Source organism: Citrobacter sp. RHB36-C18, from assembly GCF_013814485.1.
GTDB classification, from domain to species: Bacteria; Pseudomonadota; Gammaproteobacteria; order Enterobacterales; family Enterobacteriaceae; genus Citrobacter; species Citrobacter braakii.
Genome location: NZ_CP057125.1, coordinates 3911661 through 3930088 on the forward strand (window position 1 = coordinate 3911661; position 18428 = coordinate 3930088).

Annotated in this window: 14 protein-coding genes and 1 pseudogene; 6 read left to right on the forward strand and 9 right to left on the reverse strand. The window is 55.6% G+C overall.

What is annotated here, in order from left to right; all coding sequences use genetic code 11:
• Positions 1-29: 29 nt before the first annotated feature.
• The gene (locus tag HVZ52_RS18695) at positions 30-653 is read left to right on the forward strand and encodes a TRIC cation channel family protein (RefSeq protein ID WP_006686772.1); all 624 of its coding nucleotides are present in this window, start codon (positions 30-32) and stop codon (positions 651-653) included.
• A 119-nt stretch (positions 654-772) separates the two neighbouring features.
• Here HVZ52_RS18695 and erpA read toward each other — a convergent pair whose 3' ends face one another.
• The 3 genes and pseudogenes from erpA to clcA form a co-directional block, all read right to left on the reverse strand.
• Positions 773-1117 (reverse strand): iron-sulfur cluster insertion protein ErpA, encoded by a 345-nt coding sequence (gene erpA / locus HVZ52_RS18700; protein WP_003018581.1) that lies wholly within the window; start codon positions 1115-1117, stop codon positions 773-775.
• Positions 1110-1175 (reverse strand): annotated as a pseudogene (gene yadW, locus HVZ52_RS22965) (small protein YadW). Before yadW ends, erpA begins: the two are co-directional and overlap by 8 nt.
• Positions 1176-1198: 23 nt before the next feature.
• Entirely contained in the window at positions 1199-2620 is a 1422-nt protein-coding gene (gene clcA, locus HVZ52_RS18705) for a H(+)/Cl(-) exchange transporter ClcA (protein WP_016151750.1), read from the reverse strand.
• 168 nt (positions 2621-2788) lie between these two features.
• Between clcA and hemL the strand changes: the two genes are divergently transcribed.
• Complete coding sequence (gene hemL, locus HVZ52_RS18710; RefSeq protein ID WP_016155721.1) at positions 2789-4069, forward strand: glutamate-1-semialdehyde 2,1-aminomutase; 1281 nt, start codon at positions 2789-2791, stop codon at positions 4067-4069.
• Between the two features lie 100 nt (positions 4070-4169).
• Here the strand turns inward: hemL and fhuB are convergent, their stop codons facing one another.
• From fhuB to hrpB, 6 genes are all read right to left on the reverse strand, one after another.
• A complete protein-coding gene (gene fhuB / locus HVZ52_RS18715; protein ID WP_019078398.1) occupies positions 4170-6152 on the reverse strand; it encodes a Fe(3+)-hydroxamate ABC transporter permease FhuB in 1983 nt (660 codons plus the stop codon).
• Positions 6149-7039 (reverse strand): Fe(3+)-hydroxamate ABC transporter substrate-binding protein FhuD, encoded by an 891-nt coding sequence (gene fhuD, locus HVZ52_RS18720; protein WP_049042714.1) that lies wholly within the window; start codon positions 7037-7039, stop codon positions 6149-6151. The genes fhuB and fhuD overlap by 4 nt, the downstream gene beginning before the upstream one ends.
• Positions 7039-7836, reverse strand: coding sequence for a Fe3+-hydroxamate ABC transporter ATP-binding protein FhuC (fhuC, locus tag HVZ52_RS18725; protein WP_101700737.1), 798 nt, complete (start codon positions 7834-7836; stop codon positions 7039-7041). The genes fhuD and fhuC overlap by 1 nt, the downstream gene beginning before the upstream one ends.
• A 47-nt stretch (positions 7837-7883) precedes the next feature.
• Positions 7884-10133, reverse strand: a complete 2250-nt coding sequence (gene fhuA, locus HVZ52_RS18730; RefSeq protein ID WP_049269202.1) for a ferrichrome porin FhuA — start codon at positions 10131-10133, stop codon at positions 7884-7886.
• A gap of 232 nt (positions 10134-10365) precedes the next feature.
• Complete coding sequence (gene mrcB / locus HVZ52_RS18735; RefSeq protein ID WP_016151745.1) at positions 10366-12906, reverse strand: bifunctional glycosyl transferase/transpeptidase; 2541 nt, start codon at positions 12904-12906, stop codon at positions 10366-10368.
• A gap of 135 nt (positions 12907-13041) precedes the next feature.
• A complete protein-coding gene (hrpB, locus tag HVZ52_RS18740) occupies positions 13042-15471 on the reverse strand; it encodes an ATP-dependent helicase HrpB (RefSeq protein WP_181598574.1) in 2430 nt (809 codons plus the stop codon).
• Between the two features lie 73 nt (positions 15472-15544).
• On the opposite strand from hrpB, the gene thpR reads away from it, so the two are divergent.
• The 4 genes from thpR (at position 15545) to gluQRS (ending at position 18395) form a co-directional block, all read left to right on the forward strand.
• Positions 15545-16075, forward strand: a complete 531-nt coding sequence (gene thpR / locus HVZ52_RS18745) for an RNA 2',3'-cyclic phosphodiesterase (RefSeq protein WP_016155716.1) — start codon at positions 15545-15547, stop codon at positions 16073-16075.
• 15 nt (positions 16076-16090) lie between these two features.
• Positions 16091-16795, forward strand: coding sequence for a DNA/RNA nuclease SfsA (sfsA, locus tag HVZ52_RS18750; RefSeq protein WP_016151742.1), 705 nt, complete (start codon positions 16091-16093; stop codon positions 16793-16795).
• Between the two features lie 177 nt (positions 16796-16972).
• Positions 16973-17428, forward strand: coding sequence for an RNA polymerase-binding protein DksA (gene dksA, locus HVZ52_RS18755; RefSeq protein ID WP_003018625.1), 456 nt, complete (start codon positions 16973-16975; stop codon positions 17426-17428).
• 70 nt (positions 17429-17498) lie between these two features.
• On the forward strand, positions 17499-18395 hold the full coding sequence (gene gluQRS / locus HVZ52_RS18760) for a tRNA glutamyl-Q(34) synthetase GluQRS (RefSeq protein ID WP_181598575.1): 897 nt from the start codon (positions 17499-17501) through the stop codon (positions 18393-18395).
• Positions 18396-18428: the final 33 nt, after the last annotated feature.

Sequence of the window (18428 nt, forward strand, 5' to 3'; positions counted from 1 at the left end):
CCCACCAGGTCTGTTGTGAGGATTTAAAAATGCTCGTCTATTGGCTGGATATTGTCGGCACCGCGGTATTTGCTATCTCTGGCGTCTTACTGGCCGGAAAATTGCGTATGGACCCGTTTGGCGTCCTGGTCCTCGGGGTGGTTACCGCCGTTGGCGGCGGTACGATCCGCGATATGGCGCTGGATCATGGGCCGGTATTTTGGGTTAAGGATCCCACCGATCTGGTGGTGGCAATGATCACCAGCATGCTGACAATCCTGCTGGTACGTCAGCCACGACGTTTACCGAAGTGGATCCTTCCGGTGCTGGATGCCGTTGGCCTGGCTGTGTTCGTGGGGATTGGCGTCAATAAAGCATTTCTCGCCGGGACGGGCCCCCTGGTGGCGATTTGTATGGGGGTGATTACCGGCGTCGGCGGCGGGATCATTCGCGACGTGTTAGCTCGTGAAGTCCCGATGATTCTGCGCACCGAAATCTACGCCACGGCATGTATTATCGGCGGGATCGTGCATGCGACAGCGTTTTATACCTTTAATGTATCGCTGGAAAACGCCAGTATGATGGGGATGATCGTCACCCTGCTGATTAGGCTTGCCGCCATTCGCTGGCATTTGAAATTGCCGACGTTTGCACTGGATGATAACGGGCGCTGATGTGATGATGCAGAACATGTAGGCCGGATAAGGCGTTTACGCCGCCAACCGGCACATTGCCCGGTGGCGCTACGCTTACCGGGCCTACACCATCAGACCATCGGTATTACAGGCAGCAATCAGATGCTGAAAGAAGAACCACACCCGCAGGTGCTTTTCGCATTGGGGTTAGTCACAACGAAGCGGGAACCTTCCAGACCTTCGGTATAGTCAACCGCGCCGCCCACCAGATATTGCAGGCTCATCGGATCAACCACCAGACCCACACCTTGTTTCTCAATGGTCATATCACCATCGTTCACCTGATCATCAAAGGTGAAACCGTACTGGAAACCGCTGCAACCACCGCCGGTGATATACACGCGTAATTTCAGATTCGGGTTATCTTCGTCAGCGATCAGGCTTTTTACTTTATTGGCTGCTGCTTCAGTAAATTGCAGTGGCAGCGCTACGTCATCACTCATATTTTGCTCCAAACGACATTGGCAATTGGGCAAATTATAACCCAATGGTTAAGGCCATTATCTAATACCCTGGTATTTCGTTCAAGTATTCTCGCCAGCGGCGGTACTCTGGTTTTTTGCCGCCTGCTCCGCTTCCTGTTTTGCCAGCGTGCGGGCAAGGATAGTCGAGTATAGCGGCTTTCCACCCATAAATTGGGCTAATAGTGTTGCGCCAAGACAGGTAATAATCATTGGCAAAATGAGCTGATAGTTATCGGTCATCTCCAGCACCAGTACAATACCGGTTAGCGGTGCACGTACCGAAGCCGCCAGCAAAGCCCCCATTCCGGCAATGGCAAAGGTTCCGGCCTCCAGATGATACTGTGGAAAAGAGGCCGCCGCGGCCATACCAAACGCGGTGCCAAGTAACGTACCCAGCGCCAGCATCGGGGCAAAAATCCCACCGGGCGCGCCGGACGAGAAGCACAGCAGCGTGGTGATCACCCGGGTAATAAATATAAACAGCAGTAAACCGACGCTAAAATTACCCGCCGCGGCGATAGGAATCAGGTTAAACCCGCCGCCTGCCGCTTCCGGTTTAATTAATCCCAGGATCCCGCACAGGCCACCAATCGCGCCGCCCATCAGCACCCATTTTTTAATTTCACCGCCGTGGAAGCGCTGGAACATATCCTGGGTACGCAACACCATGGTGTTGAACAACGGCCCGACACAGCCAAAAATAAGCCCCAGCACAAGATACAGCCACAGCGTATTTACCGGCGCATTAGACAGCTTTCCGACTTCAATAATCGGTGCTTCACCGTTGAACACACGAAACACAATGCTCGACATAATAACGCCGGTAAACACGGCTTTGATCGAGACGAGGTTATAGCGAAACTGCGGGCGCATCTCTTCAATAATGAACAGGATCCCAGCCAGAGGCGCATTAAACGCCGCCGACAAACCCGCAGCCGCACCGGTGGCCAGCAGGGTATGTCGCGCTTCGGCGCTGCGCATGCGGAAAATATCCAGCACCATGCGCCCAATGTTCCCGCCTATCTGTACGGTCGGCCCTTCTCGCCCGAGCACCATACCGGCTCCCAGCGTGCCCATGCCGCCAATAAATTTCACCGGCAGAACGCGCCACCAGCGCACAGGTCGTAGCTCTTCCAGCGCGCCTTCAATCTCAGGGATCCCCGAGCCTCCCGCTTCCGGCGCAAATTTACGAACCAGAAAATAGCCGACCATCGCCAGCAATGCAGAGAGAATAAACGCCAGCGGCCACAGCAGAATGGCATGGTCCGCAACCTGGGCCAGGGCGCCAATGCGCTGATTTTGTACCCAGGTCACCGCTTTCTCAAATGCCACGCCAACAAGCCCCGTCACGGTACCGACAACGGCGGCCATCAACAGGATCGCCAGCGGCGTTTTGTCGCGTTCCAGGAGTCGACGGATTTGATCCCTGCGGCGTAAACGCACAATTTGTTGTGCTTCAAAAGAGGGAGAGTCAGTCTTCATCAGATGATCATTAATTGGTAATACAAATACGGAATCGGCATTCTACTCGCACATTTCACGAAAATCCCCTGCAAATCGCATTGTTTCAAATGCGTAAAACTTTCATAACCTTCTCTGAATAACTAGAATAGCGGGCATTTACTTTTTCTACGAACCAGGACCCCATCCATGAGTAAGTCTGAAAATCTCTACAGCGCAGCACGCGAACTTATCCCTGGCGGCGTTAACTCCCCCGTTCGCGCCTTTACTGGCGTGGGTGGTACTCCGCTGTTTATCGAAAAAGCGGACGGCGCGTATCTGTACGATGTCGATGGTAAAGCCTATGTCGATTACGTCGGTTCCTGGGGACCGATGGTACTGGGCCATAACCACCCGGCAATTCGCAATGCGGTGATTGAAGCCGCAGAACGCGGTTTAAGCTTCGGCGCGCCGACCGAGATGGAAGTGAAAATGGCGGAGCTGGTCACTGAACTTGTGCCGACCATGGATATGGTGCGTATGGTGAACTCCGGTACGGAAGCGACGATGAGCGCAATCCGTCTGGCGCGCGGTTTTACCGGTCGCGATAAGATCATCAAATTTGAAGGTTGCTATCACGGTCATGCCGACTGCCTGCTGGTTAAAGCTGGTTCCGGCGCGTTAACGCTGGGTCAGCCAAACTCTCCGGGCGTTCCAGCCGATTTCGCGAAACACACCCTGACCTGCACCTACAACGATCTCTCTTCCGTTCGCGCGGCATTCGAACAGTATCCGCAGGAGATCGCCTGCATTATCGTTGAGCCGGTCGCAGGCAACATGAACTGCATCCCGCCGCTGCCAGAATTCCTGCCGGGCCTGCGTGCCCTGTGTGATGAGTTTGGCGCGCTGTTGATCATCGATGAAGTCATGACCGGTTTCCGCGTGGCGCTAGCCGGTGCGCAGGATTATTACGGCGTCGTTCCGGATCTGACCTGCCTTGGCAAAATCATCGGTGGCGGGATGCCCGTTGGCGCATTCGGCGGTCGCCGTGATGTGATGGACGCGCTGGCGCCGACCGGTCCGGTTTATCAGGCGGGTACGCTTTCAGGTAACCCGATTGCGATGGCAGCAGGTTTTGCTTGTCTGAACGAAGTGGCCCAGCCGGGTATTCATGAAACGCTGAATGAACTGACGACGCGTCTGGCGGAAGGTCTGCTGGAAGCCGCCGAAGAGACGAATATTCCGCTGGTGGTTAACCATGTGGGCGGGATGTTCGGGATTTTCTTCACCGATGCAGAAACCGTGACCTGCTATCAGGATGTGATGGCATGCGACGTTGAACGCTTCAAGCGTTTCTTCCACATGATGCTGGATGAAGGGATTTACCTGGCGCCGTCCGCCTTCGAAGCGGGCTTTATGTCCGTCGCGCACAGTGAAGACGATATCAATAACACCATCGACGCCGCGCGCCGGGTGTTTGCGAAATTGTAAAAGAGAACGTCCAGAAATAACGTAGGCCGGGTAAGGCGAAGCCGCCACCCGGCTTTTTTATTGCCGGATGGCGACGCAGCCTAAATGGAAGAGATTAACCTCAGCGACTCTGCTTACGTAGGAGATAGATAAAGTACGGCGCGCCAATAAACGTCGACAGTAATCCTGCCGGGATCTGATACGGAAACAGCACCATCCTGCCGCACCAGTCAGCAAAGACCAGCAGCACACCTCCCGCCAGCGCCGAAATCAGCATATGCGGCATCGCGCGACGAAAACCCATCATTCGGGCAATATGCGGAGCCATCAGCCCGACAAAACTCAACGGTCCAATGGTCATGGTTGCTGTCGCCGTCAGCCCCGCAGCCAACAGCAGTAACCCCACGCGTGACGGCGTGATCGCCATACCCACCGCACGCGCCGTATCGCCGCCGAGCGGTAAAATCGTCAGCCAACGACGGCACAGCGGCGTCAGTGCCAGCAGGATAACCATCACAATCCCGGTGCGCAGTACCTGTTCGCCCGTCGCGTTATAGGTTGAGCCGGAGATCCAGGTCAGCACGCCCGCCATACGCGGATCGCCGCTGGCCTGCAGCATCATCAACAACATAGTAAACGCAGTACTGAGCGCCATCCCTGCCAGCAGCATACGGTGCGGCGAAAAACCACCGCGCCCGGCGGCAATCATAATGATAAGCAAGGTGACCGCAGCCCCGAGGCTCCCTGCGGGCAGCAGCCAGCCAAAGGCATTTCCGGGGACCAGAAACAGCATTAACACCACGCCAAATGCCGCGCCGGAGCTAATGCCCAGAACTTCCGGGCTAGCCATTGGGTTTCCGGTCAGACGCTGAATAATACAGCCTGCTACCGCCAGCATAACCCCGGCAATCAACGCCGCCAGAATACGTGGCCAGCGCCAGGGCATCAGTTCATCCAGCATCGCGCCGCTGGCCCATGTCCAGCCGTGCGCATCGCGGCCAAACGACAGCGCCACCACCAGAGTCAGCAGCAAAACCACCCCGCCCGCCAGCGCAAACATCAGTACATTCTGACGCTCCGCGGCGATACGGTTGCTGGCATTCATATCCGGTGCGCTCATACTTCTAAGGCGCGGCAATAACCACAGCAGCAATGGCGCGCCAATCAGCGCCGTCACCGAACCGGTGGAGACCTCCATCCATACGCGGGTCAGCCACAGAATGATTTGGTCAGAGAGCCAGAGGATCAACGCACCAATCAGCGGGGCCAGCATCAGACGCGCCAACAGACGCCGCGCGCCGAGCATTTTCGCCAGCAGCGGTGCAAAGAGGCCAATAAAGCCGATAATCCCAACCGCGTTAACCAGCAAGGCGCTGATGACAATCGCCAGCGATAAGGCCGCCAGGCGCGCCAGCGACAACGCCAGACCGAGGTTACGCGCCACGCCGTCATCCAGTCCCATCAGCGTCATTGGACGCAACAGCAGCAGAGTCAGCATCACGCCGCCCAGCAGCTGTGGCCACAGTCGCTGTACGCCGCTCCAGTCGGTTTGGGTTAGCGTGCCGCTGCTCCATAAAAACATGCTTTGCAGTTGATCGTGATGGAAGATAACCATCAACTGGTTAATCGCCCCGCAGTACAGGCTGACCACCAGTCCGGCGAGGATTAACGTCACCGGAGAAAGACGTTTGCCCCAGGCGACGCCAAACACCAGCGCCCCAACGACACAAGCACCTGCCAGCGCAGCAAATTGCGTGGTGAGCGCACCGGGAATAGCCCACAGCGTCGTGACGGTAATGCCCAACTGCGCACCGGTCGCAACGCCTAGCGTGGTTGGCTCCGCCAGTGGGTTACGCAGCACCTGCTGAAACAATACGCCGACCAGTCCCAGCCCGGCACCGACCAACAGCGAAATCGCCAGCCTCGGCAGCAGGCTGTAGTGGAAAACCATCTGTTTAATGGCATCGATATCCGGTGACCAGATAGCCTGTTGCCACTGGTTGCGCGGTAGCGCAACGGAGAAGTTAACCCATGTGAGCCAACAGGCGGCAACAAACAGAACCGTCAGCAGGAGAATGGGGAACAGCGCGATACGTTTACTCACGCTTTGCCTCCCAGCGCATTATCCAGAATGCGGGCAAAATGCATGGCTGATAGCGTTGCGCCATAGAACCAGACGGCCGGCACGCGCTGAAAACGTCCACTGCGAACAAAGGGCATCGCCTGCCACAACGGCGTAGACATCAGTGCAGCCATCTCTTTATCGTTGCCGTGATCAAAGCACAATACATCGACATCCTGAAAAGCAGCCAGACGGTCAATACTCACGGCAGTGCTGCCCCAAAAGTTTGTCTCTCCCTGCCAGGCGTTGGGGATCCCATATTCGTCCAGCACGTCCTGAAACAGGCTGTTTGGGCCAAACACCAGCATATGCCGCGAATCAAGCAGAGAGGTGAGAAGCACAGGGCGCGCGCCGCGTTGAATGAAGCGCGGCTTCAGGCTGGCAATAAAACGATCATACTCAGTCAGATGGCGTTCAGCAGAGTCCTGCAGATTGAACAATTGCGCCATTTCCTGCAGCGATTGTCGCGCAACGACCAGAGGTTTTTTACCGTCGCTGAAGTTAAATCCCCGACCAGGTGCAATACGCGCCAGCTTTTCCGGGGAAGGACCATAGCCTGCCGACCAGAGCAGAAACGAGGGTTTCATTTCGGTCAGCAGTTCGAGATTGGGTTCCGTGCGTAGCCCGACATCAATCACCGAGTCCGGTAGAGGTGGCTCACTGACCCACAGCTTGTAGTTAGGGATATCCGCAATGCCATACGGCGTAATACCCAGCGCCAGCAACAGCTCTACCGGCAGCCATTCCAGCGCCACAATACGCTGCGGATCAATCGCCGCGGCGGACGCCGTATTCATCCGCCACAGCAGCGGCGAGAGCGCCATCGCCGTAAGCAGACGCCGACGGGTAATATGATGTAATTCAATCATTAATAGACAAAACTCACGGGTGCGGCACCGGCCGGATGCGGCAAAATGCCCATCGGGATACCGTAAATCTGTTCCAGAGTTTCACTGCGCATCAGTTCAGCAGACGTTCCTTGCGCAATCATTTCACCACCGCGCAGCGCAACTAAGTAATCGCAGTAGCGGGCCGCCATGTTGATATCATGCAGCACCGCAATCACCGTTAGCCCACGCTGCTGGCTTAAGCGATGCACCAGCGCCAGCACGTCAACCTGATGAGCGATATCCAGCGCGGAAGTCGGCTCATCAAGCAGCAGACAGCGGCTGTCCTGTGCCACCAGCATGGCAATCCACGCACGCTGGCGTTCTCCGCCGGACAGGCTATCCACCAGGCGGTGCGCCAGCGGTTTTAAGCCGACCAACGAAATAGCTTCTTCTACTTTCTCTCTGTCGGCAACGCCAAAACGTCCCAGCGCCCCGTGCCACGGATAGCGGCCAATCGCCACCAGTTCACGCACCGTCATCCCTTCGGCCTGAGGCAACTGCTGCGGCAGATAGGCGACCTTGCGGGCAAACGCTTTACTGCTCCAGTTCTCCAGCGGCTGTTCGTCGAGCAGGATTTCACCTTCCGACGGCGGCTGATGACGTCCCAGCATTTTCAATAACGTCGATTTTCCGGACCCGTTGTGGCCGATAAGGCCGGTTACTTTCCCCACCGGAAAAGTTAATGAGAGAGGATGCAACAGCGTGCGGCCAGGCACACGAAAGGAGACATTACGCAACGCGAAAGTGGTGTCGGGATGGGATCTGTTTTCCTGCATAGCAGCCAACTTGTAAAACGGGCACGCAAAGCGTGCCCAAAAAGAAATTAGAAACGGAAGGTTGCGGTTGCAACGACCTGACGCTCTGCGCCCCAGAAGCAGCCATAGGTATTGAAGCAGCTGGCGACGTACTCACGGTCAAACAGGTTGTTCACATGCAGCGCCACGTTGGAACCCGCCATGCCGACGCGCGCCAGATCGTAACGTACTAACGCATCCACCAGCGTATAGCTTCCCACTTTGAAGGAGTTTGCCGGATCGCCATAGCTGGAGCCAGTATAACGAACACCCGTACCCAACGTCAGCCCGGAAAGCGCGCCGTCATAAAGGGTGTAATCCCCCCACAGTGATGCCATATGTTTTGGCACCTGAGCAGGCGTGTTACCTTTGTAGTTGGTGTCAGTGGTGTATTCCGCATCGGTATAGGTATAAGAACCGACCACGTTAACGCTGGCTGACAGCGCCGCTTTCGCTTCAATTTCCACACCACGTGAGCGAATTTCACCGCCTTCAACTGACCAGAATGATCCGTTCGGGTCGGCCATCAGGTTGTTGGTTTTGGTCAACTGGTAAACAGCACCGGTGATCACGATCGGACGATCGCTCGGCACATACTTCACGCCCGCTTCGTACTGCTTACCTTTAGATGGAGTAAAGATATTACCGCTTTCCCCGACCTGAGAACTAGGTTCAAACGATTCGCTGTAGCTGAAATACGGAGTCACACCGTTGTCGAACAGGTAGTTAACACCGCCACGCCAGGTGAACTGTCTGTCATCACGGGAATCAAGCACGCCAGAAACACGGTTCAGTGAGTCCTGCTTAGCCCAGTCGTAACGACCGCCCAGAGTGACCAGCACCTTATCCCACTGCATCTGATCCTGAGCGTACAGGCCCGTTTGTTCCTGTTTATTCAGAACACGGTAGGGAGCGCCCGGTCCAGTATGTGCCCCAAAATCAAAGTCGCTGCGATCAAGGTTATAAATATCTGAAGGCGCTACCGAACCAGCCCAACCAAACCAGGAGTTGATATCGTTACGCATCCGCATATAGTCAACGCCGGTCAGCAATGTGTGATCCACGGAACCGGTAGCGAATTTGCTCTGCAACTGGGTATCAACAGCGAAGTTCTGCAATTTCTCATTATCGTCAACATACTGACGAGTCAGCGTGTGAGCCCACTCGGACTGAGGAACGCTGGCGCAAGGACTGTTAGCCGGATCCTTTGTATAGAGCGGATCAGAGCACATACCGTAGCCATACACGCTGTTCTGCGAAACCTTGTTTTGCGCGTAACGCAGGTTCTGACGCACGGTAAAGGTGTCGTTAAATTCGTGGTCGAAGCTGTAGCCCACCATCTTCTCGTTACGAGAGTAGGTATTGTTGTTCGCACCTTCGTTGAAATCGGTAGGCAGACGCTTGCCGTTCGGCAGCTCAGTCACCGTCCCCTCTTTCGGCAGCCAGCCGTAATAGCCAGTTTCTGGCTCGTTCTGGAAGTAGGAGAGGAAGGTGAAGTTCGTTTTATCATCCGGACGCCATGTGAAAGATGGCGCGATGGCGTAGCGTTGTTCTTCCGCGCCCTGCTGCTGCGCATTCGCGGAACGCGCCAGGCCGGTCAGGCGGTATGAGTACACACCATCGTCATCCAGCGCATCGCTGAAGTCAAAACCGGTCTGGAACAGGCTGTCAGTGCCCATCTTGAACTGAATTTCTTTTAACGGCTCTGTGGTCGGGCGTTTGCTGACCATATTCAACAAGCCGCCAGGGTTACTCTTTCCGTAAAGAACGGAAACCGGACCTCGCATCACTTCAGCGCGTTCCAGCATATACGGGTCGATTACCGCATCGTTGTAGAAGTTACCCTGCATCTTCAGGCCATTCAGATAGTTATTCTGACTTTGGCCGTCGGCGGCAAATCCGCGAATAATCAGGTAGTCATAGGTGTTAGACGCGCCGCGGGTGCCTACGGCTACGCCTGGCGTGTAGCTGAGCGCCTCTTTAACTGATTTCGGCTGATGCAACGCCATCTCTTCGGCGGTGACCACTGAAATAGACTGAGGAACTTTTTGAATCGGGGTGTCGGTTTTGGTCGCCGTAGCAGACTGTCGTGCGGCGATGGTTGCCGCTGGCCCCCATGCGCTTTCTTGTGCGGCAGGAGCAGCAGTTACGGTGATGGTTTCTTCTTTCGGGTCAACCGCCGCCTGTGCATAGACAGACATGCCGCTAACCGCTGTGGCTACCACTACTGCGATTTTACGCAGCGATGAACTTGGCTGAGCAGTTTTAAGACGCGCCATTGGTATTTCTCTGATGAAAGTGAATGATAACGTAAACGAGAATTATTATTATAACGGCAGCATAATATTCGAAACTCTGGCGAGATAGCAAGCAATACGCGTCCCTACTAAAACTGAGGGGTTAAGAAATAACCAGATGAAAAGAAAGGGTTAATAAATTAGGCTGGAATGTTATTCGGCCCTGAGAATGGACCAAAGAAGAAAAACCCGCCGAAGCGGGTTTTGAGCAATATCAGTTACTGCCGAACATATCCTTTATCCAGCCAGCGACACCGTCGCTATCTTTCTTTTCCTGCTGCGCCGGTTGTTGCTGCTGCTGTTGAGGCTGCTGCTGCGGCGTTGACTGATCGAACGGATTCCCGGTCGGCTGTTGCATCATTTCACCTTGCTGACACAGCGAATCAGGATCGGTAGTCCATACCGGAAGCGTACGCATCCCCCCGCTACAAACGAAGTTACCGTCGTAGTCCACGCCCATATCCACCACATCTTCCGGCGGTGTCAGCACCAGCGGTGTTGGCGTCTGGTTGGCAAGATAACGCTGATAAATCGACATCGCACCGCTGGCACCGTACAGCTTGGTTGGCTGGTTGTTATCACGGCCCACCCAGGTGATGGTTACCTGGCTGCCGTCGATCCCGGCAAACCAGGTATCCACGTTGTTGTTAGTGGTCCCGGTTTTCCCTGCCAGATGAAGCCCAGGATATTTCGCGCCAAGCTGACGCCCCGTACCACGCTGAACCACCTGCTGCATGGTCCACAGCGTCATATACGCCGCCTGCGCCGGAACGGCACGCTCGGCCTGCGGGAAGCTCTGATACAGCACCGTACCATCTTCGGCAATCACCGAACGCAGCGCCGACAGCGGCGCACGGTTCCCGCCGCTGGCGATAGTCTGGAACGCCTGCGCCACTTCGATCGGCGTCAGGTTCAACGCCCCCAGCAGCATGGCCGGAACCGGGTTAAGCTGATCTTTCGGCGCGCCCAGCTTCAGCCAGGTATCGGTTACGGCAGGCAGGCCCAGCGCCATCCCCAGATTTACCGTTGGCACGTTCATTGAGCGCGTTAACGCATCTACCAGCATCACTTTTCCGCTTTCGCTATAGCGACGGTCATCGTTCTGCGGCGACCACACCTGGCCGTTAGGCTGACGCAGCGCAATCGGGGCATCGGCAATCCAGGTATTCAGACGATACAGCTTCGGCTGGCTGAGCGCGGTCAGATAGGTCGCTGGTTTAGCCAAAGAACCAATCGAACGACGTGCCTGCATCGCACGGTTATAACCAGCGAACTGCGGTTCTGCCCCCCCGACCATGGCACGCACTTCGCCGCTGAAGCGGTCGACCACCACAATCGCGGTTTCCAGATCGCTCAGCTTACGTTGTTTCTTCAGCACCGGAATACCTTCCACCGCCGCTTTTTCTGCAGCATCCTGCGCCACGGAATCAAAGGTGGTGAAAATCTTCACGCCGGAGAGGTCTTTAACTTTATCGCCCAGCTTTGCCTGTAGCTCCTGGCGCACCATCTGCATAAAGGCGGGCTGCGGTGAGATCACCCCACCACGCGGCTGTACGCCTAACGGACGCGCGCTCAGCATGTCATACAGATCCTGGTCGATAATCTGCTGCTGTTGTAGTAAACGCAGCACCAGGTTACGACGCTCCAGTGCCAGCTTCGGGTTACGCCACGGGTTATAGATTGACGCTCCTTTAACCATCCCTACCAGCAGCGCCTGCTGGTCGAGGCTCAGCTCTTCCACCGGACGGCCAAAGTAGTAAAGGCTCGCCAGCGGGAAGCCGCGGATCTCATTGTCACCGCTTTGACCGAGATAGACTTCGTTCATGTACAGCTCAAGAATGCGGTCTTTGCTGTAACGCGCATCCATGATCAGCGCCATATAGGCTTCGTTGGCCTTACGCCAGTAGGAACGTTCGCTGGACAGGAACAGGTTTTTCACCAGTTGCTGGGTCAGCGTACTGGCCCCTTGTACCGTGCGCCCCGCCGTCAGGTTCGCCAGCACCGCGCGGCCAATGGAATAGAGGCTGATACCGTCATGCTCATAGAAGTGACGATCTTCGGTCGCCAGCAGCGTGTCCACCAGCAGATCCGGGAATCCACTGCGCGGGACAAACAGGCGCTGCTCACCGTTAGGCGAAGAGAGCATGGTAATCAGTCGCGGATCGAGACGGAAGAAACCGAACTGGCGGTTGTTATCCATATTCTCGATGGTATCCAGATGGTCGCCATCAAAGGTCAGACGCGCGCGCACCTGACCTTCTTTACTGTCCGGAAAATCAAACGGACGACGGATCATCTCGATGCTTTTCGCCTGCACGGTGAATTCGCCAGGGCGCGTCATTTTCGTCACCTGACGATACTGCGTAGCCTCCAGCAGTTTCACCATCTCGTTCTTGCCGATCGGCATTTCTGGCTCAAGGTTAACCATACGGCCATATACTGCCGCAGGAAGCTGCCAGACTTTACCATCTATACGGCTGCGGATTTTTTGGTCCAGATAAACGCCGTAAATGGCGATCAGCACCAAAAAAACAATCGACAGTTTTACCAGCAGCCAGAACCAGCCGCGTTTACCACGAGGCTTACGCCCTTTGCCTTTACCCTTACGCGGCATCGGTTCTTCATCCTCATAGTCATCATCATCATAATCGTCGTCATACTCTTCATCTCTGAGTTGACGACGGCTCACCTTTTGTTTCACCGGACGCGAGGGTTTCCCTTTACGTCCAATTGGCTCGCGGTCATTCCCCGCCATGCTTTTTCTCCGCAACATTCAGGCGCAAGGGCCCGATTCTCTGTTCTTCCGTCAGTTAACAGAAGAAGAAATCTCTCAATTTACTGCCGTGTTTATACCGGATGACGGCTTCGCTTTATCCGACCTACAGTTTCATTACGAATACTTCTTTGTTCGCCGCGTTGGCGCGGTATTCGCCGGATCGTCCGGCCAGACATGTTTGGGATAGCGCCCTTTCATCTCTTTTTGCACCTCACGGTACGATCCCTGCCAGAACGCGCTCAAATCGCTCGTTACCTGCAACGGTCGTTGGGCCGGAGACAGCAGTTCCAGCACCAGCGGCACGCGCCCCTCGGCGATGGTTGGGGTCTTCGCTTCACCAAACATTTCCTGCATCCGAACCGCCAATACCGGAGGGTTATCCTCATGATAGCGAATGGCAATCCGGCTTCCCGTCGGCACAGTGTAATGCGCTGGCAGTTCACTATCCAGACGTTGCAGCATTGACCAATCCAGCAAACCGCGCAACGCCTGACCCACATTTAGCGCTTTTAACGCGCGTAACGAGTGCACACCGCTCATGTGCGGCAGCAGCCAGCTCTCCAGCGTCGCCAGCAGAGAATCCTCATCTACCGCGGGCCAGTTATACTCTGGCAACCAGTTTGCCGCACATTGCAGACGCAGGCGAAACTGCTCGGCTTCCGGCGTCCAGTTGAGCACACTTAGCCCTTTATCGCGAATGCCGTTCAACATCGCCAGATGCAACTCCTCTTCCGAGGGTTTGGCCAGCGCCTGTACTTTTACCGTTAGCTGGCCAATGCGCGACCGACGCAATGCTTTTAACGTTCCCTGAGTTTCATCCCATTCGATGGTGTCAGATTGTTGTAGCAGTTCAGGGCATGCCTGTATCAGCACCTCGATATCCAGCGGCAGAGCCAGCAGAATACGCGCATCCGGCGAAGCGCTGCCCTGCAGTAACAGCGGCACAATCAGCCATTCATGGCGTCCGGAGGCGTCATCGGCATCCAGCATTGCCCCCATGCCATTCGCCAGTTGATAGCGCCCTTCCTGCCCGCGCCGACGCGCGATCCGATCGGCAAACGCCTGCGCCAGTAATGAGGGGAGCAGCGCGCTGTCCGGCTGTCCGCTGCGAACGTTAAGCCGTTTCAGTAATTGTTGACTGCGCTGCTGCCAGGCGGGCTGATTTCGTGAAAACGCTACAGCCAGATCGGTACTGCCACCGCGCGGCGGCTCTTCCAGAATCGCAGCCAGTTTTGCCGCCGTTGCCGCTTCATTGTCATTGTTGGCGCTAACCAGCATAGCCGCTAAACGGGGGTCGTTACCCAACGTCGCCATTTTCTGCCCAATGGCGCTGAGCCTGTCACCCTCAAGCGCCCCCAGCATCTGCAGCAGCCGCTTTGCCGCCTGCAGGTTGATGGCGGGCGGGGTATCCAGCCAGTTCAGTTGCTCAGGGTCGGTGCATCCCCATTGCAGCAACTCCATCAGCAGTCCGGACAGGTCGCTCTGTAAAATCTCCGGTTCTCCCTGCGCCGCCGCTCTTTCCGCCTGCTCTTTGGCAAGCAAATGTAGGCAGATACCGGGTTCCAGACGGCCCGCGCGTCCCGCTCGCTGGGTCATCGAGGCCTGGCTTATGCGTTGGGTAATCAGTCGCGTTAAACCGGTACGCGCGTCATAGCGCGCCACGCGCTCCTGGGCGCTGTCCACCACCAGCCGGATGCCTTCAATAGTTAAGCTGGTTTCGGCAATATTGGTCGCCAGCACCACTTTGCGCTTGCCTTGCGGCGCGGGCAAAATCGCCTGACGCTGCTCGGCAAGCGTCAGCGCGCCGTACAGTGGGCACAACAACACATCGCTGCCCACACGCGTTGCCAGTTGCTCCTGCACGCGCTGGATTTCCCCTACACCCGGTAAAAACAGCAGCAGCGACCCGCTTTCATGGCGCAGGAGTTCTGCCGTCGCTATCGCTACCGCTTCAGCAAAACGCAGATGCGCCGCCAACGGCTGATATCGTCGATCAACGGGAAATGCGCGGCCTTCAGAAACGATCGTCGGCGCATCGGGCAACATCTGCTGCAAACGCCCGTTGTCCAAAGTGGCAGACATGATCAACAGTTTCAGATCGTCACGCAGCCCTTGCTGCACATCCAGCAACAGCGCCAGCGCCAGGTCGGCCTGCAAACTCCGCTCGTGAAATTCGTCGAGGATGACCAGCCCAACGCCCGTCAATTCGGGGTCGCGCTGGATCATGCGCGTCAGAACCCCCTCCGTCACCACCTCAAGGCGGGTCAGCGGCCCTACGCAGCTTTGCGCACGCATGCGATACCCCACGGTCTCGCCAGGCTTTTCATTCAGCAATTCCGCCAACCGCTGCGCCACATTGCGTGCTGCCAGACGCCGCGGCTCCAGCAAAATAATTCGTCCATTGATACCGCGATGTTCAAGGAGTCGCAACGGCAGCCAGGTTGATTTCCCGGCACCGGTCGGCGCCGTCAGCAGAACCTGCGACGAGGCATCAAGGGCGGTAAGTAGTTCAGGCACTACGGCGGCAACGGGCAACGACGTCACAAATGACTCCAGAGGGTTAACATTCTTCGCGCTGCATTGTAGCATCGCGTTAATTCATAACCGAGTATCCATCATGTCTGAGCCAAAAAGGCTGTTCTTTGCGATTGAATTGCCTGGCGAGGTTCGGGAGCAGTTAATCCACTGGCGGGCCGCGCAGTTCCCCCCAGAAGCGGGGCGTCCCGTCGCCGCCGATAATCTGCATCTGACGCTCGCCTTTTTGGGCGACGTCAGCGCTGAGAAGCAGCATGCGTTAACGCAGCTTGCAGGGCGTATTCGCCAGCCGGGTTTTACGCTCAAACTCGACGATGCCGGGCAATGGCTGCGCTCGCGTGTCGTGTGGTTGGGAATGCGTCAGCCGCCGCGCGGGCTGCTGCAGTTGGCGAACATGTTGCGGGCACAAGCCGCACGCAGTGGATGCCACCAGAGCCCGCAGCCGTTTCACCCGCATATCACGCTGCTGCGTGACGCCGGTCACGCGGTATCTATCCCTCCGCCAGGGTTTGGCTGGTCGTTTCCGGTAACAGAGTTTGGGCTTTATTCCTCCTCATTCATGCGAGGACGCACGCGTTACACGCAGTTGCAACGCTGGACGCTGACTGAATAATCAAAGGAACTGTTCATGCAATTTTCTCCACCTTTACAACCTGCAACGCTCATTCAGCGCTATAAGCGTTTTTTAGCGGATGTGATCACACCGGATGGCACAACGTTAACGCTACACTGCCCCAATACGGGAGCCATGACCGGCTGCGCAACGCCGGGAGATACTGTCTGGTATTCGACATCAGAAAATACCAAACGAAAATATCCACATACCTGGGAATTAACGCAAACCCAATCCGGTGCACTTATTTGTGTTAACACGCTGTGGGCCAATAGATTAACGAAAGAGGCTATTCAGCGTTCGTTAATTTCGGAAGTTTCAGACTACAGCACCTTGAAAAGTGAAGTAAAATACGGCGCCGAAGGGAGCCGCATCGACTTTTTGTTACAGGCGGATTCCCGACCTGACTGCTATATTGAAGTGAAATCAGTCACGTTGGCGGAAAAAGATCAGGGTTATTTTCCCGATGCCATCACTGAACGAGGTCAGAAACATCTTCGGGAATTGATGAGCGTAGCGGCCGAAGGCAAGCGCGCGGTGATATTTTTCGCGGTGTTGCATTCAGCCATTACACGGTTTTCACCCGCGCGCCATATCGATGCAAAATATGCGCAATTATTAGTTGAAGCACAGCTTAAGGGGGTAGAAATTCTGGTTTATAAAGCGGAACTTTCTGCCCATGGTATGACTCTTAAAGAGCCGTTGCCCATTACCTTGTAATGGTGTAAATATTCGGTTAATTAGTATTCTGGGCGCGTGGGCAAATACGCTTTTCCTCACAGGGTTGTCAAGTGTTACGTTTAGATAATTGCTATCCGGAAAAGCATCTGCTATTTATAGCGACCTGATTTTTCCCCCGAACATGGGGATCGATAGTGCGTGTTAAGGAGAAGCAACATGCAAGAAGGGCAAAACCGTAAAACATCGTCCCTGAGTATTCTCGCCATCGCTGGGGTGGAGCCGTACCAGGAGAAACCGGGCGAAGAGTATATGAACGAAGCCCAGCTGTCGCACTTCAGGCGTATTCTTGAGGCATGGCGTAATCAACTTAGGGATGAAGTTGATCGCACCGTATCTCATATGCAAGACGAAGCGGCTAACTTCCCTGATCCGGTGGACCGCGCCGCGCAGGAAGAAGAATTCAGCCTTGAGCTGCGTAACCGTGATCGTGAGCGCAAACTGATCAAAAAGATCGAGAAGACGCTGAAGAAAGTAGAAGACGAAGATTTCGGCTACTGCGAATCATGCGGCGTAGAAATTGGTATTCGCCGTCTGGAAGCGCGTCCGACAGCCGATCTGTGCATCGACTGTAAAACGCTGGCAGAAATCCGCGAAAAACAAATGGCAGGTTAATTCCGGTCATTTTTACCACGTTTACTACAGGCGGGAGCTTCTCCCGCCTTATTATTTGTTAGCCCGCAAAATGAGCGATTCACATTATATTGGCCGCTTCGCCCCTTCCCCCTCTGGCGAACTCCATTTTGGTTCACTGATTGCCGCCCTCGGGAGTTACCTGCAGGCCCGTGCTCGTCGCGGAATCTGGCGGGTACGCATTGAAGATATTGACCCCCCTCGTGAAGTTCCCGGTACTGCAGACACGATTCTGCGTCAGCTGGAACATTACGGACTGCACTGGGATGGCGATATTTTATGGCAATCCCAGCGTCATGACGCCTACCGCGAGGCGCTGGCCTGGCTGCATCAGCAGGATCTGAGCTATTACTGCACCTGTACACGCGCGCGTATACAAAGCGTCGGCGGAATTTACGACGGTCATTGCCGTGAGCTACGCCACGGGCCTGAACAGGCGGCGGTCCGCATTAAGCAACGCCATCCGGTGATGCAGTTTACGGACCAACTGCGCGGTGTGATTCAGGCTGATCCGCGGCTTGCAAAGGAAGATTTTATTATTCACCGTCGCGACGGGCTGTTTGCCTATAACCTCGCGGTGGTGGTAGACGACCACTTCCAGGGCGTGACGGAAATTGTGCGCGGTGCCGATCTTATCGAACCGACGGTACGGCAAATTTCGTTGTATCAACAGTTCGGCTGGCAAGCGCCGGACTATATTCATCTGCCGCTGGCGCTCAACGAGCAAGGCGCTAAACTTTCAAAACAAAATCATGCACCTGCACTGCCGCAAGGCGATCCACGCCCGGTGATTGTTGCTGCGCTGCGCTTTCTCGGCCAGCACTCCGATATCCCGTGGCAGGAGATGCGCGTGGATCAGATTCTCACGTTTGCCATTGAAAACTGGAGTCTGACAGCGGTGCCAGAATCGGCGATCGTAAATCCGCCATTCTCAAATGCATCATGCTGAGCTATGATTAGCCGCTATTTTTACACAGCAACA

What these genes read in the sequence shown, in the direction of transcription:
- fhuC (WP_101700737.1), bottom strand. Translation starts at nt 7,836, where the DNA reads ATGCAGGAAAACAGATCCCATCCCGACACCACTTTCGCGTTGCGTAAT.
- erpA (WP_003018581.1), bottom strand. Translation starts at nt 1,117, where the DNA reads ATGAGTGATGACGTAGCGCTGCCACTGCAATTTACTGAAGCAGCAGCC.
- dksA (WP_003018625.1), top strand. Translation starts at nt 16,973, where the DNA reads ATGCAAGAAGGGCAAAACCGTAAAACATCGTCCCTGAGTATTCTCGCC.
- HVZ52_RS18695 (WP_006686772.1), top strand. Translation starts at nt 30, where the DNA reads ATGCTCGTCTATTGGCTGGATATTGTCGGCACCGCGGTATTTGCTATC.
- gluQRS (WP_181598575.1), top strand. Translation starts at nt 17,499, where the DNA reads ATGAGCGATTCACATTATATTGGCCGCTTCGCCCCTTCCCCCTCTGGC.
- clcA (WP_016151750.1), bottom strand. Translation starts at nt 2,620, where the DNA reads ATGAAGACTGACTCTCCCTCTTTTGAAGCACAACAAATTGTGCGTTTA.
- mrcB (WP_016151745.1), bottom strand. Translation starts at nt 12,906, where the DNA reads ATGGCGGGGAATGACCGCGAGCCAATTGGACGTAAAGGGAAACCCTCG.
- hemL (WP_016155721.1), top strand. Translation starts at nt 2,789, where the DNA reads ATGAGTAAGTCTGAAAATCTCTACAGCGCAGCACGCGAACTTATCCCT.
- fhuD (WP_049042714.1), bottom strand. Translation starts at nt 7,039, where the DNA reads ATGATTGAATTACATCATATTACCCGTCGGCGTCTGCTTACGGCGATG.
- sfsA (WP_016151742.1), top strand. Translation starts at nt 16,091, where the DNA reads ATGCAATTTTCTCCACCTTTACAACCTGCAACGCTCATTCAGCGCTAT.
- thpR (WP_016155716.1), top strand. Translation starts at nt 15,545, where the DNA reads ATGTCTGAGCCAAAAAGGCTGTTCTTTGCGATTGAATTGCCTGGCGAG.
- fhuA (WP_049269202.1), bottom strand. Translation starts at nt 10,133, where the DNA reads ATGGCGCGTCTTAAAACTGCTCAGCCAAGTTCATCGCTGCGTAAAATC.